24 protein-coding genes and 1 pseudogene are annotated in these 26,171 nt (G+C 63.7%); 8 read left to right on the top strand and 17 right to left on the bottom strand.

Annotated elements, in window-relative coordinates; translation table 11 throughout:
- Nucleotides 1-227: 227 nt before the first annotated feature.
- From Q7514_RS32175 to Q7514_RS32145, 7 genes are all read right to left on the bottom strand, one after another.
- The gene (locus tag Q7514_RS32175) at nucleotides 228-740 is read right to left on the bottom strand and encodes a nuclear transport factor 2 family protein (protein ID WP_330137246.1); all 513 of its coding nucleotides are present in this window, start codon (nucleotides 738-740) and stop codon (nucleotides 228-230) included.
- Nucleotides 741-822: 82 nt separating this feature from the next.
- The gene (locus Q7514_RS32170; RefSeq protein WP_330137245.1) at nucleotides 823-1,683 is read right to left on the bottom strand and encodes an LLM class F420-dependent oxidoreductase; all 861 of its coding nucleotides are present in this window, start codon (nucleotides 1,681-1,683) and stop codon (nucleotides 823-825) included.
- A 43-nt stretch (nucleotides 1,684-1,726) separates the two neighbouring features.
- Nucleotides 1,727-2,077 carry an EthD family reductase gene (locus tag Q7514_RS32165; RefSeq protein WP_330137244.1) on the bottom strand — a complete coding sequence of 117 codons (351 nt, stop codon included), beginning with the start codon at nucleotides 2,075-2,077 and terminating at the stop codon, nucleotides 1,727-1,729.
- A 44-nt stretch (nucleotides 2,078-2,121) separates the two neighbouring features.
- Nucleotides 2,122-2,973, bottom strand: coding sequence for a mycofactocin-coupled SDR family oxidoreductase (locus tag Q7514_RS32160; protein WP_330137243.1), 852 nt, complete (start codon nucleotides 2,971-2,973; stop codon nucleotides 2,122-2,124).
- Nucleotides 2,970-3,983: an ABC transporter permease gene (locus tag Q7514_RS32155; protein ID WP_330137242.1), complete on the bottom strand. Its 1,014-nt coding sequence runs from the start codon at nucleotides 3,981-3,983 to the stop codon at nucleotides 2,970-2,972. The genes Q7514_RS32160 and Q7514_RS32155 overlap by 4 nt, the downstream gene beginning before the upstream one ends.
- Nucleotides 3,980-6,484, bottom strand: a complete 2,505-nt coding sequence (locus tag Q7514_RS32150) for an ATP-binding cassette domain-containing protein (protein WP_330137241.1) — start codon at nucleotides 6,482-6,484, stop codon at nucleotides 3,980-3,982. The genes Q7514_RS32155 and Q7514_RS32150 overlap by 4 nt, the downstream gene beginning before the upstream one ends.
- Nucleotides 6,485-6,576: 92 nt before the next feature.
- Entirely contained in the window at nucleotides 6,577-7,701 is a 1,125-nt protein-coding gene (locus tag Q7514_RS32145) for a substrate-binding domain-containing protein (protein WP_330137240.1), read from the bottom strand.
- Nucleotides 7,702-8,163: 462 nt separating this feature from the next.
- Between Q7514_RS32145 and Q7514_RS32140 the strand changes: the two genes are divergently transcribed.
- The 3 genes from Q7514_RS32140 to Q7514_RS32130 all read left to right on the top strand — a co-directional run bounded on the left by Q7514_RS32140 (nucleotide 8,164) and on the right by Q7514_RS32130 (nucleotide 11,636).
- Entirely contained in the window at nucleotides 8,164-9,234 is a 1,071-nt protein-coding gene (locus Q7514_RS32140; RefSeq protein WP_330137239.1) for an alkene reductase, read from the top strand.
- A gap of 132 nt (nucleotides 9,235-9,366) precedes the next feature.
- Nucleotides 9,367-10,899 (top strand): class I adenylate-forming enzyme family protein, encoded by a 1,533-nt coding sequence (locus tag Q7514_RS32135; protein WP_330137238.1) that lies wholly within the window; start codon nucleotides 9,367-9,369, stop codon nucleotides 10,897-10,899.
- 125 nt (nucleotides 10,900-11,024) lie between these two features.
- On the top strand, nucleotides 11,025-11,636 hold the full coding sequence (locus Q7514_RS32130; RefSeq protein ID WP_330137237.1) for a TetR/AcrR family transcriptional regulator: 612 nt from the start codon (nucleotides 11,025-11,027) through the stop codon (nucleotides 11,634-11,636).
- A 142-nt stretch (nucleotides 11,637-11,778) separates the two neighbouring features.
- Here Q7514_RS32130 and Q7514_RS32125 read toward each other — a convergent pair.
- From Q7514_RS32125 to Q7514_RS32110, 4 genes and pseudogenes are all read right to left on the bottom strand, one after another.
- Nucleotides 11,779-12,327: pseudogene (locus tag Q7514_RS32125) on the bottom strand (SDR family NAD(P)-dependent oxidoreductase); the annotation flags it as partial.
- 242 nt (nucleotides 12,328-12,569) lie between these two features.
- Nucleotides 12,570-14,135 carry an acyl-CoA carboxylase subunit beta gene (locus Q7514_RS32120; protein WP_330137236.1) on the bottom strand — a complete coding sequence of 522 codons (1,566 nt, stop codon included), beginning with the start codon at nucleotides 14,133-14,135 and terminating at the stop codon, nucleotides 12,570-12,572.
- A 45-nt stretch (nucleotides 14,136-14,180) separates the two neighbouring features.
- The gene (locus tag Q7514_RS32115) at nucleotides 14,181-14,933 is read right to left on the bottom strand and encodes an SDR family NAD(P)-dependent oxidoreductase (RefSeq protein WP_330137235.1); all 753 of its coding nucleotides are present in this window, start codon (nucleotides 14,931-14,933) and stop codon (nucleotides 14,181-14,183) included.
- 1 nt (nucleotide 14,934) lies between these two features.
- On the bottom strand, nucleotides 14,935-16,728 hold the full coding sequence (locus Q7514_RS32110) for an acetyl/propionyl/methylcrotonyl-CoA carboxylase subunit alpha (protein WP_330137234.1): 1,794 nt from the start codon (nucleotides 16,726-16,728) through the stop codon (nucleotides 14,935-14,937).
- Between the two features lie 184 nt (nucleotides 16,729-16,912).
- Between Q7514_RS32110 and Q7514_RS32105 the strand changes: the two genes are divergently transcribed.
- Nucleotides 16,913-17,776, top strand: coding sequence for an acyl-CoA thioesterase (locus Q7514_RS32105; protein WP_330137233.1), 864 nt, complete (start codon nucleotides 16,913-16,915; stop codon nucleotides 17,774-17,776).
- A gap of 11 nt (nucleotides 17,777-17,787) precedes the next feature.
- Here Q7514_RS32105 and Q7514_RS32100 read toward each other — a convergent pair whose 3' ends face one another.
- The 3 genes from Q7514_RS32100 to Q7514_RS32090 form a co-directional block, all read right to left on the bottom strand.
- Nucleotides 17,788-18,105 (bottom strand): EthD family reductase, encoded by a 318-nt coding sequence (locus Q7514_RS32100; protein WP_330137232.1) that lies wholly within the window; start codon nucleotides 18,103-18,105, stop codon nucleotides 17,788-17,790.
- Nucleotides 18,106-18,179: 74 nt separating this feature from the next.
- Nucleotides 18,180-19,766 carry a solute symporter family protein gene (locus Q7514_RS32095; protein WP_330137231.1) on the bottom strand — a complete coding sequence of 529 codons (1,587 nt, stop codon included), beginning with the start codon at nucleotides 19,764-19,766 and terminating at the stop codon, nucleotides 18,180-18,182.
- Nucleotides 19,759-20,100, bottom strand: coding sequence for a DUF485 domain-containing protein (locus Q7514_RS32090; RefSeq protein ID WP_330137230.1), 342 nt, complete (start codon nucleotides 20,098-20,100; stop codon nucleotides 19,759-19,761). Before Q7514_RS32090 ends, Q7514_RS32095 begins: the two co-directional genes overlap by 8 nt.
- Before the next feature lie 256 nt (nucleotides 20,101-20,356).
- Here Q7514_RS32090 and Q7514_RS32085 point away from each other — a divergent pair, with 256 nt between their 5' ends.
- From Q7514_RS32085 to Q7514_RS32075, 3 genes are read left to right on the top strand one after another with little or no spacing between them, the layout of a single operon-like run.
- Nucleotides 20,357-21,529 carry an acyl-CoA dehydrogenase family protein gene (locus Q7514_RS32085; RefSeq protein ID WP_330137229.1) on the top strand — a complete coding sequence of 391 codons (1,173 nt, stop codon included), beginning with the start codon at nucleotides 20,357-20,359 and terminating at the stop codon, nucleotides 21,527-21,529.
- Nucleotides 21,530-21,560: 31 nt separating this feature from the next.
- Complete coding sequence (locus Q7514_RS32080; RefSeq protein ID WP_330137228.1) at nucleotides 21,561-21,962, top strand: cupin domain-containing protein; 402 nt, start codon at nucleotides 21,561-21,563, stop codon at nucleotides 21,960-21,962.
- 50 nt (nucleotides 21,963-22,012) lie between these two features.
- Nucleotides 22,013-23,110, top strand: coding sequence for an NADH:flavin oxidoreductase/NADH oxidase (locus tag Q7514_RS32075; RefSeq protein ID WP_330137227.1), 1,098 nt, complete (start codon nucleotides 22,013-22,015; stop codon nucleotides 23,108-23,110).
- 107 nt (nucleotides 23,111-23,217) lie between these two features.
- On the opposite strand, the gene Q7514_RS32070 is transcribed toward Q7514_RS32075, so the two are convergent.
- Genes Q7514_RS32070 through Q7514_RS32060 form a run of 3 tightly spaced genes read right to left on the bottom strand, consistent with a single transcriptional unit; the run spans nucleotide 23,218 to nucleotide 25,439 of the window.
- Nucleotides 23,218-24,054 carry a fumarylacetoacetate hydrolase family protein gene (locus Q7514_RS32070; RefSeq protein ID WP_330137226.1) on the bottom strand — a complete coding sequence of 279 codons (837 nt, stop codon included), beginning with the start codon at nucleotides 24,052-24,054 and terminating at the stop codon, nucleotides 23,218-23,220.
- Nucleotides 24,051-24,518: a MaoC family dehydratase gene (locus Q7514_RS32065; protein WP_330137225.1), complete on the bottom strand. Its 468-nt coding sequence runs from the start codon at nucleotides 24,516-24,518 to the stop codon at nucleotides 24,051-24,053. The genes Q7514_RS32070 and Q7514_RS32065 overlap by 4 nt, the downstream gene beginning before the upstream one ends.
- Nucleotides 24,519-24,548: 30 nt before the next feature.
- A complete protein-coding gene (locus Q7514_RS32060; RefSeq protein WP_330137224.1) occupies nucleotides 24,549-25,439 on the bottom strand; it encodes an HpcH/HpaI aldolase/citrate lyase family protein in 891 nt (296 codons plus the stop codon).
- A 205-nt stretch (nucleotides 25,440-25,644) separates the two neighbouring features.
- Here Q7514_RS32060 and Q7514_RS32055 point away from each other — a divergent pair, with 205 nt between their 5' ends.
- On the top strand, nucleotides 25,645-26,142 hold the full coding sequence (locus Q7514_RS32055; RefSeq protein ID WP_330137223.1) for a MaoC/PaaZ C-terminal domain-containing protein: 498 nt from the start codon (nucleotides 25,645-25,647) through the stop codon (nucleotides 26,140-26,142).
- The last annotated feature ends 29 nt before the right edge of the window (nucleotides 26,143-26,171 follow it).

Genomic DNA, 26,171 nt, shown 5'->3' with positions numbered 1-26,171 from the left:
CAAGATCGCGTAGCACCGCTGCCGGGGCAGCCCGATCGCGACCGCGGCCTCTTTCACCGGAACCCCGGCATCGATCAGCCGTGCCAGTTGGTCACCGAACCGGTCGCGGTCCTCCGTAAACGACATGTTCGTCGCAACCTCTCGTTGAGAGTGTTGCGACGAACATGTGAACCCGCCAGATGGCAGATCTGCGGGGCCCGCACACGTGGCGACGGGATGTGGATCGTTCAGTCCCGGAAGGGCTGCTTGACCCAGCCCTGGTCCCAGTTGGAGACCTGATGTGTCTTGCCGAGAAGCTCCTGGAAATACCAGGCACCGTCACGTTTGACGAACTGGTCGGTGTAGTTGATGGTCAGGATGACCGGGTCTTTCGTCGTACTGTCCGCGCTGTTCTCGATGGTGCACAGGCACAGCAGATAGAAGTAGCCGGTGGCGCTCCGGCCATCGTCGGAGAGTTCGATTCGCGGGGCGATCATGTAGTGCAGCGCCCAGGTGATCTTGTCCGACAACGCGCGGAAATGTGCCTTGATCTCATCGTGGCCGGTCATGGTGCCCCCCTCGCCGTCGACGACCCAGCGGCCGTCCTCGACGAACAGGCTCACGATCCCGTCGGGGTCGTATCCGTTGTCGCAGTAACCGGCATACCGGTACTTGAGCTGTTCGATCGCGCGGAGGTCCTCAAGGCGGCTCAGCCGCTGTGCGAGTTCGCTGACCGTCACGTCATCGGTGATGGTTGCCATGGTGGTGTGTCCTTTGTTTGTGTTCGTGACTGCTCCGGCGGATGTGTTCCTGGCGGAGCAGAAAGATGAGTGATCCTGCAAATCAGGTGATATCGGGAAGCACTTTCGACACCGTCTTGAGGTTGCGCATTCCCTCGCCGGGATCGTCGGCGGGATCCACCCACAGCACGGCTCGCTCGACGCCCAGTTCCCGGTAGGTATTCAGGATCGCGGGGTCCGGTGGAGCTGAGGCGACTGCGATCCCGACGGAATCGGGATCTCGTCCGCTCTCTTCGACGACGCGGCGGAACTTCGGAATGCTCTGCTCCAGAGTCGGATCGTCGGCCGGTGGCACCACATACCAGGTGTCGGCCCACTCGGCCGCGTGCCTCATTGTGGTGGGCCCCGCGCCACCGAGATATGTGCGCGGCCCTTTCTCCTGAATCGGCTTCGGCCAGGCCCAGGACGGCGCGAGTGATGCGCGGACTCCGTCGAAGCTGGCTTCATCCTGAGTCCAGAGAGCCTGCATCACCTTGAGCTTGTCCCGGACCGTGGAATAGCGTCGATTCCATACGACTCCGTGCGCCTCGGCCTCTTCGACATTCCACCCCATCCCCACGCCGCAGATCACGCGACCACCGGAGAGATGATCGAGGCTCGCGATCTGTTTGGCTTTGGCGATCGGATCGTGCTGCGCGAGCAGGCACACTCCGGCCCCGAGCATGATTTTCTGCGTGTGGGCAGCGATCATGGTCATCGTGACGATCTGGTCGTAGGTCCGCAGATAGAACTCGGGGAGTTCCGGACCGCCGTAAGCGACGGGGTATTCCGTTCTGCGGGACGCGGGAAAGTGTGTGTGTTCGGGCACGAACAGAGATTCGAAGCCATAGGCTTCGGCTGCCTGCCCGAAGTCGACAGGGCTCGGGCCTCGGTCGGTGAAAAAGTAGACTACGCCTACATCCATGATCGGCTCTCTCGTTTCACTGACTGCTGATGTTCGGTCGGTTTCAGTCGCCGATGACAACGTGATCGTCGAGAACGACGACGAAGTGCTTGCCGATGAAGTTGTCCACGTCGGCGAGGGCGGCCTGGCCGGCTTCCGAGGCCCAGCCGGCGTTCATGGCCTCGGCGCTCTCATAGTCGAGGACAGCGAGACCGTCGATGCCGAAGCCGTTGTCCGGCTCGGTAGCGCCGTCCTGTGGCACGACGTGGCGCTGCACGTAGCGGATGACGCCGGGAACCTGAGCGGCCAACGGCGTGTGCTTCTCGCGCCAGTACTCGTCGAACTCTGCGAACGACATCCCGGGCTTGCGACCGATGAGGGCGATGGTGCGGACCGGTCCACCGTTGTGGGACATGGGATTTCTCCTTAATTCGGTGAGATGGGTTGTGGCTGTGTCTGTCAGCCGGGGTATTTCGCGAGCATGCCTGCGTCGACCGGCAGTGCGGTCCCGGTGACGTACCGGGATTCGTCCGAGGCGAGCCACAGCACGGCCTCGGAAATGTCGGTACTGTCGACCCACGGCACTGGCAGAAGGTTGATTCGGCCGAGTACCTCGACGCCGTCGTCGAGGGTCGGGCGTTCGAGGTCCGGCCTGAAGATCTTGGCCGCAGTCGGATTGTCGATCATGTCGGTGCGCACGTTGGTCGGGTGCACCGTGTTGACCCGGATATTCTGTGGGGCTACCTCGTTCGCTACGGAGCCGACCAGACCGACCAATGCGTGTTTGGCGGCAGTATAGTGCGCGACGTTGGGTACGCCCCGGACACCTGCGATGGAGCTTATCGCGATGATCGAGCCACCGCGGCCGCCGGCGATGATGTGCGGCAGCGCCGCTTTCATCGTCTGCCAGACACCCGTGAGGTTGATGTCGATCAGGGTGTCCCATTCCGCGCGTGTGAGTTCCCAGGAGGGTTTGGCTGCTCCGAGGACACCGGCGTTGGCGACGACGATATCGAGTCGTCCCAGTTCCGTGGTGGCGTCCGCAACCGCTGCGATCATTGCCTCGTCACGTACATCGGCTTCGATCACAACGGCCTTGCGGCCGCACTTCTCGACGAGGCGGGCGGTCTCTTCGAGGTCGGCACGGGTCGGCATGGCGTAGTTCACCTGGTCGATCGGGCGGACCGAGTCGAGCAGGATGAGATCGGCTCCCTCACCGGCGAGGGTCAGGGCATGAGACCTGCCTTGGCCGCGGGCAGCACCGGTAACGAACACGACCCTGCCGTTCAGACGTTGACCGTTACTTGTCATGAAGAAGCCTTTCTCGAGAGCCTAGGGGTGATTTGGTACAGGTCCAGCTGCTGCACGCCGACGGCGATCGCGATGACGGCGGCCTGGACGAGAAATTGTGTGGAGGACGGCGCACCGAGCGAGAGCACGAGCTGGGTGAGCTGACTCAGGAACAGCGCTCCCACCGCGGAGCCGATGATGTTGCCGCGGCCACCGGAGAGTGCAGTCCCGCCGACCACGACGGCGGCGATGGCGGGGAGCAGGTAGCTGGTGCCGGCGTTGGTGCTCGGGGTACTGACGTATCCAGCGAGCAGAACTCCGGCGCCGCTGTAGCACAGAGACGCTGCCACGTAGCCGCTGATCTTGATGCGTCCGGTATGTACACCTGCGGCCCGTGCGGTGCGCTCGTTCGAGCCCACGGCAACCACCTTGCGGCCCCACGTCGTGTAGCCGGTCGCGAAGACCGTGACTACTACGAGCAGGACAGCGAGCCAGACGGTGTTGGACACCCCGAGTGTCTTCTCGAGGGAGAAGTCCGACACGCTCTTCGGTGCCCGAGTGGGTGTGCCTCCTGAGTATGCGAGGGCGGCGCCCATCAGTACCGCGTTGACTGCCAGTGTGGCGACAAGGGGTGTCACCGAGAACACCGAGATGACGATCCCGTTGACCAATCCTACGACGATCGCGAGGACCGTCACGACTGCCAACGCACTGAGGATGGTGCCGTGGTCCTGGGCATACTGGCTACTCACCAGTGCCGCAAGTGTCATCATCCCGGGAAGTGACAGGTCGATGCCTTTCAGCATGACCACGAGGGTCTGGCCGATAGCGGCGATCGCGAGGATGCCCGCAAACGGCAGCAGCGAATCGATGGCGCTACCGGACACGCTACCGGGGGCAACCAGCCAACTGAACAGGAACAGGGCAACCGTGATGCTGATGACCGAAGACGTCGCTGTCCAGGTGAACGACCAGCGTCGTCCATGCTCGGTTCGGGGGTCTCCCAGGGTGGGGGTGGTGGTCACGGTCATTTCCTCTCAGTGAGGGTGCGGGCCCGCGAGTACAGGGCTGCGGCAGCGATCGTCAGACCACCAAGAAGCCACTGCTGCCAATACAGCGGGAGGTCCAAGAACTGCACTACCGTGTTGATCTGGATCACGAGTACGGCACCGAAGCAGGCCCCGATGAAGGAACCTCGCCCGCCAAATATGGACGCACCACCCAATACCGCTGCGCCGATACTCGCCAAGGTGTAGCTGTCGCCGATGCCGGCGTTGCCGGTCCCTGCCTGTGTCATGAGGAGTAGGGCAGCGGGTACGACCAGGACCGAGCAACCGATGTAGGCAGCGAGGGCGACGAGTTTGGTCCGGACACCGACGCGGTCGGCTGTGTTGTGGTCGGAACCAGTGGCTCGCAATCGGATTCCGAAAAGCGTGCGGTACAAGGAGTACTCGAGGATGACGGCTACGGCGACTGCCACGATCACCATGATCGGCACGAAGCCGATCTTGTTGCTGATATGGGAGAGGAACACAGGATCGATGGTGCCCTCGGGCAGCGGTCGCAGCAGATAGGCGATGCCCTGGATCGCAGTGTAGGTGACCAGCGTCGCGATCAGCGGGTTGATCTTCACTACCACCGCGAGTGTCCAGTTCACCAGGCCGACGACCGCTGCGACAACGACCAACACCAACAGTCCGAGAACCATCCCGACGGGGGAGCGGTAGGCCGACAACACGAAGGAACCTACGACGACCAATAATCCGGCCAATGGGCCGACCGACAGGTCGATACCGCCGATCATCATCACGACCTGCTGTGCCATCGCGAAGAATATCAGGATAGCGAGAAGTGGCAGGACCAGTCCGAAATTCCTCGACGTGAAGTAGAAGTCGCTCTGGCTGATCGCCACGAATGCCAACAGCACCGTCGCCGCTGCGAGGATCGCCGCGGGTGCGAGATCGTTGCGGGCGATGCGCCTGCCCAGCGTGACCTTCTTCAGGGTCGTCTCGACGCGGCTCCGGGTGCTCGTCGCACTCAGTACGGCCTGGGCGATACCGTGCTCGGAGAGGTCTTCACCGGAGAGTTCCTTCGCGATCGTGCCTCGAGAGAAGACGATCACGCGGTCACAGAGTTGCTCGAGTTCCGCAGCAGATGAGGAGAGCACAATGATCGCAGCGCCCCGAACGGAGGCCTCGCGCAGGATCGAATAGATCTCCTCCCGTGCGCCGATGTCCACGCCCTGGGTAGGTTCGTCCGCGAGGATCAGGTTGGATTCGGTCATCAGCACGCGGCTGAGGACCACCTTCTGCTGGTTGCCACCGGAGAGGGTGGCGATGTCGACCTCGGGGGACGGGGCCTTGACCCTCATCGACGCGAAGGTCTCCGATGTGATCTTGCGTTCGCGATATCGGCGGATGACACCCAGCCGGGAAACCCTGTCGAACGCGGACAACGACGCGTTCTCGCGCAGACTGAGTCCGGGCAGGATGCCTTCGTTGTGACGGTCGTGTGTCAGGTACGCGATGCCCCCATCGAGCGCCGCCGTCGGACTGGAGGTCTTCACCGCGCGGTCTGCCAGGGAGACTGTCCCGCGGTTGGAGGTCAGTCCGCCGAGTGCTCGGAGTACCTCGCGCTGACCTTGCCCCTCCACGCCGGCAAATCCGACGATCTCACCTGCGCGTACCGAGAAGTCCACGTTCGAGAAGCGGTCAGCCGAGAAGTCCGTGACTTCGAGCAGCGTGTCGGCGAGCGAGGCCGTGCGGGCTGCTTCGCGGGTATATGTCCGTGTGAGTTCGCGCCCGACGACAAGGTTGACCACGTCCTGCTCGGTGACGCTCTCTCCGGCGAAGGTGCCGACCAGAGCGCCGTCCCGCAAAACCGAGACCGTGTGCGCGATCTGCTTGACCTCGTTGAGGCGATGCGAGATGTAGACAACCGCACCGCCGGCGTCGATGAGCTCCGCGATCAACCTGAACAGCTCTGTCACCGCCGCGGGCAGTAGATGCTCAGTAGGCTCGTCGAGGACGACTACCTTGGGCTCTTCCGCTAGGGCCTTGGCGATCTCGGCGACGAAGCGCGCGTCGGGCTGCAGTTCGCGCACCGGTGTGGTCGGGTCGATCGAGGCGACATTGCTCCACTGCTCGAGTATCTCGTCAGCCCAACTGATCTGGCTCTCGACCGCCGGACGCAGGTGCTCGGGCATGCTCAGACGCATGTTCTCGGCCACCGTCAAGTCCGGCAGGAGAGCCGGTTCTTGATAGACGATGGCCAGCCCCTGCTCCCGACACCATTGGGGTGTCGGGTTGGTGGCGCGAGCGCCTCCGATCTCCACGGCGCCGGAATCCGCGGTGACAGAGCCGGCTGCGATGCCGACCAGAGTCGATTTTCCGGCACCGTTCTGGCCGACAAGCGCGTGCACTTCGCCGCGGCGTACTTCGATAGACACTTCGTTGATGGCGTGCACGCCCGGGTACTTCTTGTCTACGGAATCGAGACGCAGTACGACGTCTTTGTCGGTCCGATCGGCCATTGGTCTTTCTTGAATCTCTGCATCGGACACTGACTTCACGTCATCTGGTGGTGTGATGGTCACGGTGACTCCTCGTGGTCATGCTCGCCGCGTCACTGGAAGACGGCCTGCAGCTGCTCGGGGGTGAGCGCTGAGGACAGGTCGGCGTCCGGGGGAAGGTCCTCGCGGCAGGTGGGAAGCTTGCCATTGAGGGTGTCGATGAAAGTGATCAGTTCGAACTGCTCGGGCTCGTTGTCGGGTAGGCCGTTGACTGCTGCGAGGGCCTTGCGCGCGGCGATGCGTACGACGGTGGTGGTGCCGTCCAGGGTCAGCAGCTGAAAGTCCGGGTTCGTCTCGTGGTATTGGAGCCACATGCAGCCGAGCTCATTGTCCGTCGCGGAGGTTGCCAACGGCGGAATCGGCCGACCCGCATTGACGAATGCTCGAAGTCCGCCCTTCGACGCTACGCCGTAATCCGATGCCATTGCGTCGATCTCGGGGTATTTGGTGAGTGCGCCGGCCATCGCGCGCTGCTCGTACGCGGCATCCCAATTCGAAGGCTGTGGTTCACCGGTCAGCGGTGAGAACGCATTTCCCAGCTCCTCGGAGGTCTCCATGAGGCCCTCCCACAGGGCTACAGTGGATGGGCTTCCGCCCGGAAGTCCTCCACTGAACAGAAGTTTGCTGCCGGGTTCTATCTGCTCGTGCAGCCACTTGGCCATTGTGTCGCCTTCGGTGTCGAAGTCGTACTGCACGTACCCGTCGTAGTCGACGCCGACGGTGCCGCCGGGATCGGCGATGTAGGGGACCACTACGACGCCGGCGTCGTGGGCGTTCTTCAGTGCGTTGAGTGCCTGGCTGCCGAAGTCGTCGTAGGTGATGATCGCGTCGAAACCTTTCGCGGTGTACGAGTTGATCGCCGTGATGTACTTCTGTAAGTCGTTGTCGGCCTGGTTGTACTCGACGGTGACGTTCGGGCATGCGGAAAGCTCGTCGACGACTTCGGCCTGGGTGATCCTGCGCCAGGAGTTGGCGCCGAAGCCCGCGACGTGGGCCACCTTGATCGAGGCGTCCCCGCACAGCTGATCGATCGGCAGGGCCTGGCCTCCGTCACTGGTCGACCCTGCGGCTCCCCCACCTGACTCGGCCGGTGCGTTGGCCGTACACGCCGCAACAGTGAGTGCTGCACCAAGCGCGACGGCGGCGAACACCGTGCGACGGCAGGTCGAAGCGTTCATGGAAGTTCCTTACTGGTGTTGATCAAGGCTGGTGTTGATCAGGGAGGAAAGTTGTGGGGTGTGAACACAGACGAACGTTTGCTCGTATGTGGCACAGAGCACACTCTCCGCTATTCGGTGATCTACGTCAAGCCCTTTCGGAGGGTTCGACAGGATGCGAATTCGTGCCTCGTGGGCATGGCGTCTCGCCGACTTGACGTGATAGCGATCACCATCAATACTGGACATACAAACGCTCGTACGTTTTAGTGGGGTCTGACGGCAGCGGAATGAACCGAGTGCGAAACAGGCGTGATTGCAACAGTTTCCGTTCTCGGGTGAGCGATCAACTCTGTCGAATCGCGTCATTCGATCCGCATCAGCTGTCTGATCGGCGTCACGAGCACGACGGAGCCGGTCCCGGTGTGGTCCGCAATACGAGATTCAACCCCTGTCGCCTGTCGGCACCTAGAAGGAGGACACGTGAGTTCACTTTTCGATTCCTACAAACTCGGATCGATCGAGCTGCAGAACCGGGTGGTGATGGCCCCCATGACCCGGGTGCGCGCAAGTGCTACCGGGGTTCCCGGCGGCAATGCGGCGCTCTACTATGCGCAACGCGCGACTGCGGGCCTGATCGTCAGTGAAGGCATCTCGCCTTCCAAGCAGGGCCAGTCGGAGCCGAACATTCCCGGCCTCTACAACAACGAGCAGGAAGCGGCCTGGCGGCCGGTCACCCAGGCTGTTCACGATGTCGGCGGTCGGATCTTCGCTCAGCTGATGCACGGCGGGCGAGTCGGCCATCCGGAAATCAATGGAATGCAGCCGGTCGCTGCTTCTGCGGTCGCCGCGCAGGGCACCATCTTCAACTCCGGTGGTCGCCTGGCGTTCGTAACTCCCGTGGAGATGACGGTCGCGCAGATTCAGGAGCAGATCGAGGCATTCGTCGACGCCGCCAAGCGGGCGATCGCAGCGGGCTTCGACGGAGTCGAGATCCACGGTGCCAATGGTTACCTCATTCAGCAGTTCCTCTCGGACAACAGCAATCAGCGCACCGACGAGTACGGCGGCTCGCACGCGAACCGCGTTCGTTTTGCGGTCGAGGTGGCGACTGCCGTCAGTGAAGCGATTGGTGCCGATCGTGTCGGTTTTCGGTTCTCCCCGGGCGGGAAGTTCCACGACATGAACGAGAGCGACCCGGCCGGTCTGTACGGCACGCTGATCGAGGCACTCAACCCGCTGGGGTTGGCCTACCTTCACATCCTCGAGACCGCATCCGACGCGCTCAACGACGACATTCGGAAGGCGTGGACCGGGCCACTCATCGTCAACCCCGCGAGCGTGGGCAGCGCGCGCTTCGTGGGCAAGGCTGACGCTGACCGCTGGCTGAACCGCGGTGCCGATCTCATCGCTTTCGGCCGGTATTTCATCTCCAACCCGGATCTGGTGCGACGACTGCGTGACGGCATCGACCTCGCCGAGCCGGACGTCGACACGTTCTACTCCGGTGGGGACAAGGGCTACATCGACTACCTCGAAGCCGCGACCGACTGATGTGCTGCGGCGTCCTGCGAGGCGTCGGTGGCTCGTAGGACGCCGGGAGCGGCAAATGCTACTAGCGAACGTACGTACGTCTGCCGTAGTGTTGGGTAACACACTTTCTTGTGCAGGTACTGAAGGAGAACCATGCTTACTCTCGTCGACGCCATCCGCCGCAATGAGCGGTTGGTGCCTCATCGCGAAGCAATCTTCGACGGAAGTCGCCGGCTCACACATGGTGAACTCGCTGATCGTGCGTGGCGGATCGCGGCGGGCCTGCGGAAGCTGGGCGTCGCGCCGGGCGACACTGTCGGCGTTCTGGCGGGAAACACTGTCTTCAGCATCGAGACCTTCCTCGGTATCGCGGCGGCCGGTGCGGCCTATGTCCCGTACAACTGGCGGTGGGCAACCGAAGAACTTGCGCACGGCATCAACGAAACGGGTGCCAAGGTGGTGCTGGTCGGTGACGGATTCGATACGGCGATCGCCGATGCGCAATCCGGAGGCGAGCTGAAGGCGCCGATTACCGTCGTGCACGAAGGCGACGAGTTCGAACGTGTTGTTGCTGCTGAGGCAGGGGACCGCCCGAGCGTTCCCGTGTCCGCCTCCGATCCCGCGTGCATCCTGTTCACAGGCGGAACCACCGGTTTCTCCAAGGGAGTGGTGCTCTCGCACACGGCCATCCTGACCAATGCGATCAACGAGATTGCCGACTGTCGCATCGGTGCCCGGCCCAACGACCGAGGTCTCATCGTCACCCCGCTCTTCCACTCGGCGGCTCTGCTCTGCTGGTTCCTTCCGCTCTATGTGACCGGCAACAGCTCCGTGTTGGCGCACAAGTTCGTCGAGGACGAGATCGCCGAGCTGGTTGGACGCGAGTCGATCACCAATATGTTCCTGGTGCCGAATATGATTCGGAGGATGCTCAAGGCAGGGGTGTTCGACACCGACGGATTCCGTCGCAACTTCAAAGCACTGCACAGCGGTGCGGGTTTGCTGCGCATGCCGGACAAGCTTGCGGTGTCGGAGCTCATCCCGGATGTCGACCTGTTTTTCCGGTACGGGCTCACCGAGGCAGGTCCGATGGTGAGCCGGCTGTTGCCCCACGACATGCTCCGGCCTGAAATCGACGGATCGATCGGCACCGAGTATCTGCTCACCGAGGTTCAGCTACGCGATCTCTTCGAGGACAAGCCTTCGGCAACCGGTGAGATCGGTGAGGTCTGTGTGCGCGGCCCCAACGTCATGACGGGGTACTTCGGGCGGCCGGAGGCTACCGCGGAGGTGCTCCGGGACGGCTGGCTGCGCACCGGTGACCTCGCGGTCAGGGATGAACAAGGATACCTGTTCTTCCGCGACCGAGCCAAGGACATGATCAAGACCGGTGGCGAGAACGTGTACAGCTCCGAGATCGAACAGCTGCTACACACCCACCCCGCGGTGATGGAGGCCGCCGTCATCGGGGTGCCCAGTGAGGAATGGGACGAAGAGGTTCGCGCCGTGATCGCTGTCCGGCCCGGCAAATCCGTTACAGAACCCGAGATCGCCGGCTTTCTCCGTCAGCACCTCGCCGGATACAAGGTTCCCAAGCTCATTGCCCTCGTCGGTCCCGACGCGTTGCCGATCAACCCCAGTGGAAAGATCGTCAAGACGAACATCCGGAGCGCTATGGGGTGGTGACGTCCTGTGATGCTGCGGTAGAAAGCTGAAGCCGCAACTGGCAACGTGCTTCAGCTAACGTACGATTGTTTTCAGATCTGCTCAGTCGGACCCCGAAAGGCCGACTCGACCCCTTCGGAGGCACAGTGACTCGGGCAACTCGGGTGACGCGCGGTGGTATCCGCACCAGCACGGCCATTCGTGAGGCGGCAGCCAAACTGTTCTACGCTCACGGCTATGAAGCCACGTCCCTGCGCACGGTGGCGGCCGAAGTCGGGATCCAGGTAGGCAGCCTCTACAACCACATCAGTGGCAAGGAGGAGCTCCTCAAAGACATCATGGTGTCGGTGATGGACGAGCTGCTCGAGGCTGTGCACGCGGCGGTCGAGAACGCCGCACCGGGCGCGGTTAGCAAGTTCAAGGCCGCCGTCGACTGCCACATCCGATACCACGCCGAACACGCACGCGAGGTGTTCATCGGAAACTCCGAGCTTCGTGCTCTCAGCGACGGTGATCTCGACGAGGTGCTGGAAAGGCGCGCGGAGTACGAAAAGCTGATCCAGTCGCTGGTCAAGAACGTCGCGAAGGAAACCGACGCGGACGTCCTCGATGCGAAGTTGCAGACCTACTCGGTACTTGCTCAAGGGGCCCACGTGTCGTCCTGGTACAAGTCGGGCGGACCGAAATCCCTCGACAAGGTGGTCAACACCTACATCACGATGGCACTGCGTCAGCTGGGTGTCGACGAGAACAGCTGACCTCGGTGTCGGTGCCGGTGGAGTGCTTTCCGCTCCACCGGCATGTGCATATGTGTATCACCGCGACAGCGGAGGAGTCGCGACATCGCGTCGCAGATCGCCAGAATGAGACGGTGCCCGCATTCAGAGCGCGGGCACCGTCTCATTCGATGGTCGGTATCAGAGGGACATACCGCCGTCGATCGGCAGCACGGCTCCGGTGGTCCAATCTGTCTTGGAGAGCGAACCTGGCTATCCAACCGGCGGTTTCGTCAGGACTTCCGATACGCCGAAGCGGAATGGTGGACGCACGCTCACGTAGAAGCGTCGCCTCCTGTTCTTCGCTCATGCCCGCCGACCGGTAGATCGGCGTTGCTGTCGGACTGGGCGCAACGCAATTGACACGCACTCCCTGAGGGCCCATTTCGAGTGCCCAGCATCTGGTCAGGTGAGCGACCGCGGCCTTCGACGCCGCGTAGTGTGAGTTGCTCGGTGTTGCTTTGAGTGCGACCGCACTCGCAACATTGACCACCGAGCCCCTACTCGCGATCAGTGCGGGCATCAGGGCCTGGGTGACCAGTGTCGTACCGAGAACTTTGACATCGAACAGTGCCCGTACCGAGCCGGCGGTCACGTCGGAAAGCGGTCCGACGAGGAACGCGCCGGCGCAGTTGACGACGAAATCGACCCGCCGCCATTTCTCCTGAGCAGAATGGGAGGCTCTTGCAACGGCAACGGCAACGGCAACGGCAACGGCAACGGCAACGGTGACATCGACGACACGTGTGGCGACCGTGGTGCCGACGCCGAGGGATTCGAGCGCCTCAGCGCTGCGATCCTATGCGTCGATCCGCGCGCCGCGGGCGAGGAACAGATCGACGCAGGCACGGCCGATTCCGCTGGCAGCGCCCGTGATGACCCCGCAGAGTTCCTCGCCGCGCGGCGTCCGATCGGTCATACCGGAGTGACCCCGTTGCGTCGGGCCGGTGCAGTCCGGTCACGCTTGCGGTACAGCGCGAGACGGTTGGTGAGCTCGTTACGCAACTCGTGAGCCGGGACGACTGCTTCGACCGCGTTCTCATTTGCAATCTTGAACACGTCGATGCCGGCGGCGTACTCGGCTTGTTTCTCGGCGATGAACGCCGCGCGCTCGTCGGGGTTCTCGATCGCCTGAATGCGGTTGTAGTGGATGCCGTTGACGGCGGCGTCCGGGCCCATCAGCGCAGGCTTTGCCGTCGGCAGCGCGATCAACGCGTCGGGCTGCATCGGTGCGCCGGACATCGCCAGATATCCGCCGCCGTAGGCCTTGCGCAGCAGCACGGTGATACGAGGAACGCGGGCTTCGGAGACCGCGAAGATCATCTTCGCGCCGTGCCTGATGATGCCCTGGCGTTCGACCTCGGAACCGATCATGTAGCCGGCGATGTCGACCAGGAAGAGGATCGGGATGTTGAAGGCGTTGCAGATCCAGATGAAGCGGGCTGCCTTGTCGGAGGAGTCGGGGAAGATGACTCCGCCCTTGACGGTGGGCTGGTTCGCCACGATGCCGACGCTCTGGCCGTTCAGGCGTGCGAAGCCGGTGACGAGTTCCGGCGCGAACAGGTGCTTGTAGGGGAAGAAGCTCGCGTCATCGACGAGCGAATCGATGAGTTCGTGGATGTCGAAGATCTCGGATTCGACCTCGGGAACGATTTCCTTGATCGTGCGGCCCCCGGACGGCTCGGCCGGGGCGGTGACCGGAGGCTCCTGTTCCCAGTTCGACGGCAGGAACGACAGCCAGACGCGGATCGCGGCGATCGCCTCCTCGTCGTCCTCGACGAGCACGTCGGACAGACCCGACGTGGTGGAGTGCATCTCGGCGCCTCCCATCTCCTCGAGGGTGACGTCCTCGCCGGTGACCATCTGCGCCAGACGCGGGGAACCGAGGTAGGCGGTGGCGTGTCCGCGGACCATGATGGTCAGATCACACAGGGCGGGAACGTAGGCGGACCCGGCGGGGGAGGGGCCGAACAGTGCACAGATCTGGGGGACGCGTCCGGAGATCTGAACCTGGTTGTAGAAGATGTTGCCCCACGCGCGGCGCCCGACGAAGCTCTCGAACTGCTCGTCGATGCGTGCGCCGGCGGAGTCGAAAAGGTACACGATCGGGGTTCCGGTGGAGTCGGCGAGTTCCTGTGCGCGCGTGATCTTCTCGAATGTCCGCTTGCCCCAGGTGCCAGCTTTGACGGTGTAGTCGTTCGCAATGACCACCACATCGCGCCCGTCGACCTTGCCGACGGCGGTGACGACCGCGTCGCCGGGCAGTCCCTCGTCGTAGCGGGCGAGCAGTCCGTCTTCGAAGCTCCAGCTGTTGTCGAAGAGAAGCTCGAGCCGGTCACGGACGAGCATCTTGCCCGCCTCGATCTGCTTCTGGCGCTGCTTCTCCGAGCCGCCGAGTCGGGCTGCTGTCAGCCGTGCCTCCAGCTCGTCGTGGGGGCTATGGGTGGTTGAGGCCTGGGTGTCGTCCAAGGTGTCAGTCATCGGAGTTCTCCAAAAATGTTCGTGATGAGGGTGATTCAGGGTGATCTACCTGTAGCTGAACAGTAGGGAGGCGCCTCCGTCGATCACCGTGGTGGTTCCGTTGACTCCGCGGGACGCGGGGCCTGAAAGGAAGCCGATCACCGCCGCGACGTCCTCGGGGGCGAGGATTCGTCCGGTGGGGGTCTTGGCGGCCATGCGTTCGGCGGCCGCACGGTCGAGCATCGGGGTGTCCATTGCTCCGGGGGCGACGGCATTGACGGTCACCGCTGAGCCCCAGAAGTCGAACAAGAGCGAGCTGGTCAGGTTGATCAGCGCCGCCTTGGATGCGGCGTAGGCGGGGTACTCGTACCCGCGGATGCCGGCGAAGGATGCGCAGTTGACGACCCGACCGTACTCGGCGGTCCGCAGGTCGTCGGCGAACGCTTGCGTGAGCAGAAACGGCGCGGTGACGTTGACGTCCATGACCATCCGCCACGAGGCGGCGTCGGTGTCCGCAAGATGCGTTCGCCGAAGAACTCCGGCGATGTTGACCAGGTGCGACACGGACCCGAGTTCGGTGTGCACCGATTCCACGAGTGAGGCAGCCGCTGTTTCCGACGTGATGTCTACGGGGAAGGCGGCGGCCTCGATTCCGGCGCCTCGCAGTTCCTCGGCGGTGCGCGTAGCGCTTGCTTCGTCGATGTCGACACACGCTACGGCCAGACCGAGGCCGGCGCCCAGTGTCTTCGCGGTCACCGCACCCAGGCCTCCGCCTGCGCCGGTGACCACGGCAACCGATGATCCGTGCAGTGCCGCCATGTCACTCGCCTCCCGCCGTGACAGTCGCCAACGCAGCCCCGGACGGCACGACCTCGCCTACCTTCACCGCGAGCGATTCGACCACACCGGCGATCGCCGCGCGGATCGGGTTCTGCATCTTCATTGCCTCGAGCACCATGAGCACCTGTCCGGCCTCGACCGTGGCGCCCACCTCGACATCGATCTGCGCAACGGTGCCCTGCATCGGGCTCTTGATCTCCCCGCTGGCGGCCGCGCCGCTTCCTCCGCGCTTCTTGCGGGTGCCGCTCCCTGCGACGCGGCGTGGCGCCGCCGGCTCGGCTGTGGGGGTGGCAGCGGCAGGCCCGGCCGGCGTGAAGAACGGGATCACGTACCGGCGGTCGCCGACCCACACCTCGTTGCGGGGAAGGACCTCCTCGGCGTCGGCGTCGGCGTCAGCGGGTTCCTCGAGCGGTGCGAGCATGGAAGCGAAGTCGATGTCGCGCTCGAGCCAGTTGGTGTGCATCTCTACGTTGCGAAAGTCTTTGTGTGCGATGATCGCTCGTGCGGCGGGCACTGTAGTGGGCACACCGTCGATGACGAGCTCGTCCAGAGCGAAGGCCAGCCGGTCCAGTGCGCGCTCGCGGGTCGGGGCCCACACGATCAGCTTGCCGACGAGGCTGTCGTAGTATGGCTGGACCTCGTCACCGGACTCGTAGCCGCCATCCCAGCGGACACCAGCGCGCGTCGGTGCTGCGACTGTGGAAATCGGGCCGGGGCTGGGCATGAACAGGGCGCCACGGGTGTCCTCGGCATTGACGCGCACCTCGATCGCGTGACCACGGGGCGTCGCACCGGATTCAGTGATCGACAACGGCTCTCCGGCCGCTACGGCGAGCTGTTCGGCGACCAGATCCAAGCCGAGGGTCATCTCGGTGACCGGGTGCTCGACCTGGATCCGGGTGTTCATCTCCAGGAAGTAGAAGCGATCCTGATCGGCCTCGACGAGAAACTCCACCGTTCCCGCGCCGACGTAGCCGACGGCCTTGGCCAACCGGACCGATGCCTCGCCCATCGCGCGGCGCAAATCGGCGGACAGCCCAGGGGCGGGTGCTTCCTCGATCAGTTTCTGGTGGCGTCGCTGGACCGAGCAGTCGCGGTCGCCGATCCACACGGCGTTGCCATGCTTGTCTGCGAACACTTGGACCTCGACGTGGCGTGCCGACGACAGGTACCGCTCGAGGTAGACGTCGTCGCGGCCGAATGCGGCGGCGGATTCCTGCTTCGCGGAAGCGAATGCGGATTCGGCGTCGGCGGCGGAGGCCACCATCCTCATGCCTCTGCCGCCTCCGCCGTAGGTGGCTTTGATCGCGACAGGATAGCCGTGCTCGTCGCCGAACGCGATGACGTCGGCGGCCGAGGCGATCGTGCTCGGCGAACCCGGAACCTGAGGAACCTCGGCCTGCGCCGCGATCTCACGGGCAGCGATCTTCGAGCCCATCACGTTGATTGCCGACGACGGCGGGCCGATGAAGATCAGACCGGCGTCCTCGACCGCCTTCGCGAACTCCGCATTCTCTGCGAGAAAGCCGTACCCGGGGTGCACGGCTTGCGCGCCGGTGGTTGCCGCAGCCTCGATGATCTTGTCGATTGCGAGGTACGAATCAGTCGCCGAAGCCGCCCCGAGGAGGACTGCTTCGTCGGCGAGTCGCACATGGAGCGCATTCGCGTCCGCTTGCGAGTGCACGGCGACGCTGGGGATACCTGCCTCAGCGCATGTGCGAATGATGCGGGTCGCGATTTCGCCGCGGTTGGCGATGAGGACCTTGGACAGCATGCCCGGACTCCTTAGTTGTTCGAAAAAGTTGCTTCAGCAGTGCGTTTCCCTCGGTCGGATCGGCACTCGCACAATATAAAACAAACGAGCGTACGTTTGTATTTACGGTACAGTCCTCTGTGGCACAGGTCAACACACAGCCGCGGATCATCGACCCACGGGCCAGATGAGGAGGACCCACCTGATGACGGAACCCACTACCCAGCTCGAATCGTTGGTGCACGCACTCGGCTTGGTCTGCCTTCCCGATGGCAGGTTTCTCGGGCCGACCACCGAGCGCGCCCTGCCGCGACTGTTCGGCGGTTGTGTCCTCGCTCAAGCGGTGATGGCCGCTGGTCGAACGGTGGCATCCGATCGTCACGTCCACTCGTTGCATGCACTCTTTCTGCGCGGCGGGGACTCGAGCACGCCGGTGACCTACGAGGTCGTCGTGTTGCGCGACGGGCGTTCGTTCAGCGCTCGTACGGTCTCGGCGTGGCAGAACGGGGCGATGCTCGCCACCGTGCAATTGTCGTTCGCGATACGGCAGAGCGGCCCCGACCACGAGTGGTCCGAAGCGGCGCCTGTGCCCTCGCCGGAGATGTTGCCCTCGCTCGACGAGCGACTGCGACCTGATCTGAACGTGCTGCCGGCCTGGTGGGCGGAGCCGCATCCCTTCGACATTCGATTCATCGATCACCCGGAGGCCTTGGCAACGGGGGGAGTTCGGGACCCACATCAGGCGTACTGGGTTCGAGCGGCCGCGCCGGTCAGGGAGGAACCGCTGGTGCATGCCGCGCTGCTCGCGTACGTGTCGGATCTGACTCTGCTCGATCCGGCTCTCATGCCCCACGGGCGCTCCTGGTACGGCAACCGGATCATCTCCGGCGCGAGCCTCGACCACGCGATGTGGTTTCACCGGCCCCCATCGATCAACGAGTGGCTGCTGTGCCGCCAAACCAGTCCGATTGCCACCGGTGGACGGACGTTGTGCGAGTGCACCTATCTCAGCGAATCCGGCCACCGGATTGCGTCGGCGACGCAGGAGGGATTGCTTCGTGAGCCCTGAGGAAACCATTGTCAGGGCTGGGCGACATCGGTCTCGTCGGCGAGAAACCATGTCAGTTCACCGATGAATTCTTCCTCGTGTTCACGCAGTGCGTCGGCCTCGGGCGTTGCGAATGCATGCGCCACCGCAGCGACGGACGGGAAGTACAGCTCTGCCATACCGTCGAAAGGCCACTCGCTGCGGTGCTCGATCGCCGGGTTCTGCACGTACCGCTCCAGCGCGGGCAACTGCCACACAAGCTTGGGATGCTCGATCTGCCAGTGGCGCAGGAAGTCCTCGCGGCTGATCGTGGGGAGAGACTTGATGAGCGCTACAACTTTGACGGGCATACTGTCTTCCTTCTCGAGTCGATGTGTTCTGCAGCGGCCGGACAATTCGTGCGGCACGCCGGATTCGTGTGAATTCAGTGCGCCAGAGTTTTGGTGGTGTCGAGCCCGGCCCCTGTCAGTGCGCGCACCTGCAGTTCGTCGAAGGCCTCGTCGTCGGGCTCATCGCGGCTGAAGTAGCTGCCGACGATGCATCCGAGGAACCCGGCAGGCACCGACAACAGGATCGGGAAAGCCAGCGGGAATGGCGCGGTAGTCGTCAGAGAGTCGGACAGCAGCGGCGCCAGGCTCGGCCACACGAGCGGTCCGGTGAGGATCAGCACCAGAGCGGTCAGCAATCCCGACAGGGCTCCGACCACGGCACCGAGGGTGCGCATCCGTCGCCAAAGCAGAGTCATGATCAGGACCGGGAAATTCGCGCTAGCGGCGGTCGACGTGGCCAGCGTGGCCAGGAAAGTCACGTTCTGTGTGCCGCCGATCGCGAGTGTGACGCCGACGGTGACGATCACGAGAGCGATCGCGGCGACTCGGCCGACGGTCATCTCCTCACGTTCGGGGCGGTGGAACGTCTGTGACCACAGATCGTGGGCAATGGTGGAGGACGCGCTGAGGACGAGACCGGCCGAGACCGCAAGCAAGGTTGCGATGGACACCGCGACCACCAACGCGAGTAACAGGTCGCCCGTGAAGGTGTCGCCACCGCCGAGCCAGACCGTCAACGCGGGCAGTGCCAGGTTGCCACCCTTGCCCGCGACCTCCTCACCACCCGTGCCGAGCGCGGCACGCGCGGAGAGGCCCAGGAAGGCGATCAGGACGTTGAATCCGCCGATGAGGCTGATCGCCCAGATCGCGGACTTGCGTGCCTCTACGGCGTCGGGAACGGTGAAGAACCGCATCAGGACGTGAGGAAGGCCCACGGCGGACAGAGTGACAGCAACGGCCATCGACACGATGTTCCAGGAGCCTTGGAAGGAATTTCCGGTCGCCAGGTAGTTGTTGCCGAGGCTGCTCTGGGAGACGGCCTGCTCGACGATGTTGAGTGGGTTGGGGTCGATCTTGATGAGTACCAGTATGACCAGGAGGGCAACGACGGCCATCAGTGCAACGGCCTTGATGATCTGCAGCCAGGTGGTGGCCAGCATCCCGCCGAACAGCACATAGGTCAGCATCAGCACTGCTGCGATGACGACGCCCCAGGAGAAGTCGATGCCGGCCAGCGCCTCCATCAGGACCCCACCGGCAACCATCTGTGCGAGGAGGTAGAAGATGCAGATGAACAGCGTGGAAATCGCGGACACGATGCGGACCGGGCCGGACCTCAGGCGGGTGGCGAGGGCGTCCGCGAAGGTGAATCGGCCGAGGTTGCGCAGCTTCTCGGCGATCAGGAACATCACCATCAGGAAGATGCCGCAGGCGAAGATCGCGTAGACGATTCCATCCATACCGTAGAGGTAGGCCAAACCGGCGTAGCCGAGCAACGACGCCGACGACAGGAAGTCACCAGCGATCGCAGTTCCGTTCTTGCGTCCGGACATTCCGCCGCCGGCCGTCCAGAACTCCGCGGAAGTCTTCGTGCGGCGGGAGGCGAAATAGGTCGCGACGAAGGTCGTGCCCAGGAGTAGCACGCTGACCACCACAGCGGTGGTGTTGAATCCGTCAGACATTGCTCGCCTCCTCCACCCCGCCCGTGTGGGAGTTGCTCAATGCGGCAGAGGCGAGGGCGTCCCAGTGACGTGCACGATGTACGTACCACGCGCCGAGGCTCATGACTGTGCAGACATAGACGGCCGACAGAATGAGCCCGACGCTCAGGCCGGGAATCGGCCGCTGGGCAACAAGGTCGGGCGCAAACGCGGCGACACCGACCAATGCCGTGAACGCTCCCCCGAAGATGGTCCAGGCGACGGTGAAGAATCTGCGGCGATCGCGCCGAAGTCGCACCATCGCAGGTGTGTCCCAGAGTCGACTCCAGTCGGCACGTGGTTCGTTGCTGGACATGGCTGTTCGCCTTTCGTGCAAGGGTGCAGGTGCTTTCGCGTTGCCACGCAGGTGCGGCCGAAGGGTGTGGTAAGGACCCACCGCAGCCTGGGTGGGCTGATGTAAGCGACATCACAATGGTAAACGAACGGATGTTTGTTTGTCTAGATGTCGCGACTTCGGGCCTTGCCTTGGAAAAACGTGCGTTTGTTTGTAGTATGGACGACGAGGCCCAGGTCGCCGATGTGGACCGGGCCGATCTCAGTCGAGGAGCCTCATGACCGGAATCGGCACTCTGCCCGACACCACGGAACAAGCTGACTTGCGTGAAATGGTGCGCGACGTCATCAGCCGTTATGCCCCGCCCGAGCGGGTGCGCGAACTCGACGAGGCCAGTGCCTTCGATCTGGAGTTGTACCGCGCCCTCGGCGAAGCGGGGTTGATCGCGCTCGATGCCCAGGTCGACGGCAGCGCCGGCGCTGATCCACGTAACCAGATCATCGTCCTGGAAGAACTCGCCGCCGGCCCGACCTCGATGGCGGTGTGTTTGGTCGTTCAGTACATGGGTGTCGGACTGCTGACCGAATACGGGACCGAGTTGCACCGCAGCACGGTTCTGGCACCACTGCTGGACGGGAGCGAGCGCGTGTCCTTCGCGCTGACCGAACCCGATGGTGGTACCGACGTGGCTCGGGTGATGCGTACGCGAGCGAGGAGGACCGACGAGGGCGGTTGGATCCTCGACGGCGCGAAGACGTGGATCTCGGGACCGCAACATGCCGCCAATCTCATCGTGCTCGCACGTACCTCCGTGTCCGAACGGTCACCGATCGACGGCATCACGATGTTCCTGGTCCCGACGGATACTCCCGGAATCACTGTGCGTGAACTCGATACGTTCGCCATCCACAGCCTCGACACCTGTGAGGTCACCTTCCAGGGCGTGAAGGTCGACGGCACTGCCGTGCTCGGTGAGGTGGATCGTGGCTTCCGGCAGGTCCTGGGTACCTTGAACGGCGAACGGCTCAACGCTGCGGCCGCTGCGCTCGGCATCGCACGGGGGGCCCTCGAAGCGGCGGTCGACTACGGACGTCAGCGTCAGGTGTTCGGCCGACCGGTCGGAAGTTTCCAGGTCGGTCAACATCGACTGGTCGACGGAGCAATCCAGATCGAAGCTGCCAGGGCATTGATGCTGCAAGCGGCCGATGCCACTGCAACGGGTGCCCGCGTCGACATTCTCAGCGCCATGGCGAAGGTCGCTGCATCCGATGCAGCGGTCGATATTACCGACGCGGGTATGCGATTGATGGGTGGATCCGGGTTCAGCAAGGAATACCCCATGGAACGCCTGTTCCGCGATGCCCGCCTCTACACTTTCGCCCCCCTGACCAACGAGATGCTGCGCAACCACATCGGCGAGAAGCACCTCGGCCTACCGCGTTCGTTCTGAACTGCTACCACCATCGAGAAGAGAGAATCCCATGCCTGCGATCACCCCGTTCGCTGATGCCCTGAACGCTCTGCCGCCGCTCGCCTCGCGGTACGTTGACGTCGACGCACTGCCGTGGCGCCCGTCCGGATACGACGGCATCGAGATCAAGGTGCTGCTCAAGGATGAGGAATCCGGTCTGCTGACGGCACTGTTCCGCTGGCAGCCGGGATCGACTCTGCCGCTGCACGAGCATGTGAGGATCGAGCAGACCTGGGTCCTCGAAGGCAGCATCGTCGATGAGGAGGGCGAGACGACCGTCGGCAATTTCTCCTGGCGTCCGCAGGGCAATAAGCATCGCGCGTCCGCGCCGAACGGTGCGCTGGTGCTGTGCTTCTTCCTGACTCCGAACAAGTTCCTCGAAGGCCCGAACGCCGGTTCCACCCTCGAATGAGGAACGGAGGGCCAGCTCGGGAAGTGCAGAGTGCCAGGAGAACAGGTTCGATGGCAAGTGCCAAAATTGAAGGAGTCAAGCTCTTTACGCCGTTCACCCTTCGCGGGCTGACAATCGCGAACCGACTCTGGGCGGCGCCGATGTGCCAGTATTCGGCAACGGACGGAGTTCCGAACGACTGGCACCTGGTCCACCTCGGATCGTTCGCCAAGGGTGGTGCCGGCCTGCTGCTGACCGAGGCGACATCGGTGACTCCGGAGGGTCGGATCAGTCGCGGTGACACCGGACTGTGGAACGACGAGCAGGTCGAGGCGTTTTCGCGGATCAACAGGTTCGTGTCCGGTCAGGGAGCTGTACCGGGAGTCCAGCTCGCTCACGCGGGTCGAAAAGCCTCGACAGCAATTCCCTGGGAAGGTCGGGGGCTGCTCGACCCGCACGACGGTGGTTGGCCGGTGGTCGGCCCCTCCGCGATAGGCGTCGGGGATCTGGGCACTCCGTCCGAGATGTCGGTCGGTGAGATCGAGGACGTGGTACGGGCCTTCGCTGATGCCGCGGCCCGTGCACGTAGAGCAGGCTTCGAGGTGGTCGAGATCCATGCGGCCCATGGGTATCTCATCCACCAGTTTCTCTCCCCGCTGTCGAACGTACGCGCTGATGGGTACGGCGGCGACTTCGCCGGCAGGACTCGGCTGTTACGGGAGATTGTGGCCGCCGTCCGCGACAGCTGGCCCCAGGACCTGCCCGTCTTCGTTCGCATCTCGGCTACTGACTGGGCGGACGGCGGCTGGACCGTCGAGGAAAGCGCCGAACTGGTGGCGTCCCTGGCAGGATCGGGAGTCGACCTCATCGATGTGTCCAGTGGCGGTCTGACGCCGGAACAGAGGATCTCCGTCGGCCCCGGCTATCAGGTGCCGTTCGCTCGCATCCTGCGGGCTGCGTCCCCGATTCCCGTCGCAACTGTTGGGCTCATCACCGATTCGGCCCAGGCAGAGCAGGTGCTGGTCGACGGCTCCGCCGATGCCGTGTTCGTTGGGCGTGCGCTCCTACGAGAGCCTCAGTGGCCGTTGAGGGCGGCGAAGGAGCTCGGTGGAGAGATTCGTTGGCCGCGGCCGTACCGGTCGGCGAAGTTTCGAGGAAGCATCCCCTGATTCGGAGCCCTGCGGGCCGCGAGCACGACTCACGGGGTCGCATGACACCGAAAGGAGCCGGTCCCCTCACGAAAGTGGGGGGACCGGCTCCTTCGCGTGGGCGTGTGTCAGCCGACCGGAATATCGGAGTGGACACGCACGGTGTTGCAGAGGGTGCCCACTCCGTCGATCGAGGTGACGAGGGCGGATCCATCGCTGAGGTACGTGTGGTTGGCGTGACCCACTCCGCCTGGGGTGCCCGTCAAGATGACGTCACCGGCCTGGAGCGTGACGATGTGGGAGACATACTCGACGAGTGCAGACGGACTGAAGACCAAGTCACCGGTCGAATCCGACTGCTTGGTCTCCCCGTCCACCGTGGTGGTCAAGGTGGATTCGACGGCGAACTCGTCAGCTGTCACCAGAACCGGACCGATCGGGCAGGTCCGCTCGAAAGTCTTGCCCTGCAACCACTGCAGTGTTCGATTCTGGTAGTCACGCATAGAGACATCGTTGGCGACGGTGTAACCGGCGATGTAATCGGCCGCGTCGCTCTCGGACACCTGCCGCGCGGTCCGACCGATGACCACGGCCAGTTCGCCTTCCCAGTCGACCGCTTGGTCGGCGTAAGAGGGCACCTCGATGTCGTCGTTGGCCCCGATCAGCGCCTCGGGGAACTTTGCGAACAGCGTCGGGTACTCCGGAAGTGCGCGCCCCATCTCCTTGATGTGGTTCGCGTAGTTCAAGCCGACGCAGATGATCTTCGTCGGCGCCGGCACGACCGGTGCATAGTCGGCATCGGCAACCTCGATCGCGGGACCTTCGGCACCTGCTGCGATCGATTGCCATCGAGGATTGCGCAGCAGGTCGGATACGCTGCTGTAGGGGCTGATCACGACGGCGGTGTCGTCGTCGATGCGGGCAGCCACGGTGCTGTCCTGCTGACGCAGCGTCGCGAGCTTCATGAGGCGGTGATCTCTGCGGGCTTCTTGAGCATGAGACCGGACCGCTGCACCTTGCACACCAGTTTGCCGTTCTGGTTGATGCCGCGATGCTCGAACCGGACGACACCGGTATCGGGGCGCGACTTCGACTCCCGGCGCGACAGGATTACAGTCTCCACGCGGATCGTGTCGCCGATGAGAACTGGTGCGGGAAAAGCGATCTCTTCGAAGCCGAGGTTGCCGAGTGTGGTGCCGAGGGTGGTTTCCTGCACCGGGATGCCGACAACCACACCGAGCGTAAATACGCTGTTGACGATCCGCTCTCCGTAGATGCTGTCCTTGGCGAACTCGGAGTCGAGGTGCAGCGGCTGCACGTTCATCGTCAGCGTGGTGAACAGGAGATTGTCGGTTTCGGTGACCGTTCGGGTGACACCGTGCTCGATCGTGAGCCCAGGCTCGAGCTCTTCGAAATACAAACCAGCCATGGTAATTCGTCCTTGTCGTGAGTGGGTGGATCAGGAGTTGGAGATGGATTCGGCCAGGGCGACCACCCCGCGGGCGGTCTTGACGTGCGCGATGTCGACATGTTCACCTTCGAACAGGGCAGCAGCTTGCCCGTTCTCCTGCGCTTTCTCGAAGGCGTCGATCATGCGTCGGAAGCGATCGACCACCTTCGGGTCGGGCGCATAGACATCGTTGACGGTCTCGATGTGCGAAGGGTGGATGAGCACCTGCCCGGAGAATCCGAGTCGCCGGTTGCCCTCCGCGAACTGCCGCAGTCCTTCGAGATCGCCGATTTCCTGCCACAGGCCGACGACGGGGTGTGCCAGTCCGGCTGCTCGGCAAGCGAGAACGGCCTTGCTGCGGTAGTGCAGCGTCTCGAGGCCCTCCGGTGTCCACTCGAAGCCGACCTCGCGAGAGACATCCGCATCACGAGCCGCGGCCACCATCAACGACGCAACGCGCGGGTGGGCGGCTGCGATCTCCTCGCAGTTCACGAGTGACTTCGCGGTCTCGAGGGTCGGCACGACCTCGGTCGTACCACGAGTGAGCCCGGCCTCGATCTCGAAATGGTCGATCAGCGCCGCGAAATCGAGAACGTCACGAGCCCCGTACACCTTCGGCAGCAACAGCCCGTCCAGGCCCGGCCGGACCACGGCCGCAAGGTCCCTGCCGAAGTGCTCGGTGTCGAGGGCGTTCGGACGGACCAGGACCGTGACTCCCGGTGCCGACTCTCGCAGCGAGTCGATGGTCGCGGCGGCGACATCGCGAGCCTGCGCCTTGAGCGTGGGCGGGACGGAATCCTCGAGATCGAGGATCACCGCGTCGGTGCCCGCACGGACGGCTTTGTCGGCCCACCCTTCGCGGTGAGCTGGGACGAACAGCAGAGAACGCAGAGGGCGCATCGGATCCTCACTCAATTGTCTGGCACGGCGACGTGGTCGCCGCGGGCAGGTGACCGAACCCCGAGGTGCGTGGCCTGCACCACATTCGTCACCTATTGGCGGTGAACGGAAATGTTTGACCTGCGGGTTCTTCGCCCGTAGTCTCAAACGAACAATCGCTTGTACGTTAACACGGTCGGCGCGCCTGGCGCTATGAGGAGTTTCGATGACAACGAATCCGGCAAGCCTCGCCCCTCGGATACTCGAGCAGCCTGAGCGGTGGTGGGAGGACCTCGCGGTCGGAGACGTCGTTCGTGGTCCTGGAATGACGGTCACTGATGCGCATCTGGTCACGTGGGCGGGATTGACGGGCGACATCGTCTCCCTGCACCTGGACGAGGAGTACGCGGCGACCACCCAGTTCGGTCAGCGAATCGCGCACGGCCCGTTCACCCTCTCGTTGGCGCTGGGCCTGATCACGCAGACCGGCTATTTCGTCAACGTCGTCGCGTGGCTCGGGTTGGACGAAGTGCGTGCGCTGCGACCTGTGCTCATCGGCGACACACTTCGTCCAGAAGCGGAACTGATCGAGGCGCGGCCCACCAAGAAGGAAGTCCAGGGGATCTGGACGCTCACCTACCGTGCCGTGAACCAGAAGGGCGAGGTCGTGATGACGTTCAAGAGTTCGTTCATGGTGCGGCGAAGGAACAGCACGGACGCGTGACCGATACGCGGTGCCCGCACATTCGCGGC

The organism is Rhodococcus artemisiae (assembly GCF_036327795.1).
Classification (GTDB): Bacteria; Actinomycetota; Actinomycetes; order Mycobacteriales; family Mycobacteriaceae; genus Rhodococcus; species Rhodococcus artemisiae.
The sequence above is the reverse complement of the archived record's forward strand: the minus strand, read 5'-3'. Positions and strand labels throughout refer to the sequence as shown.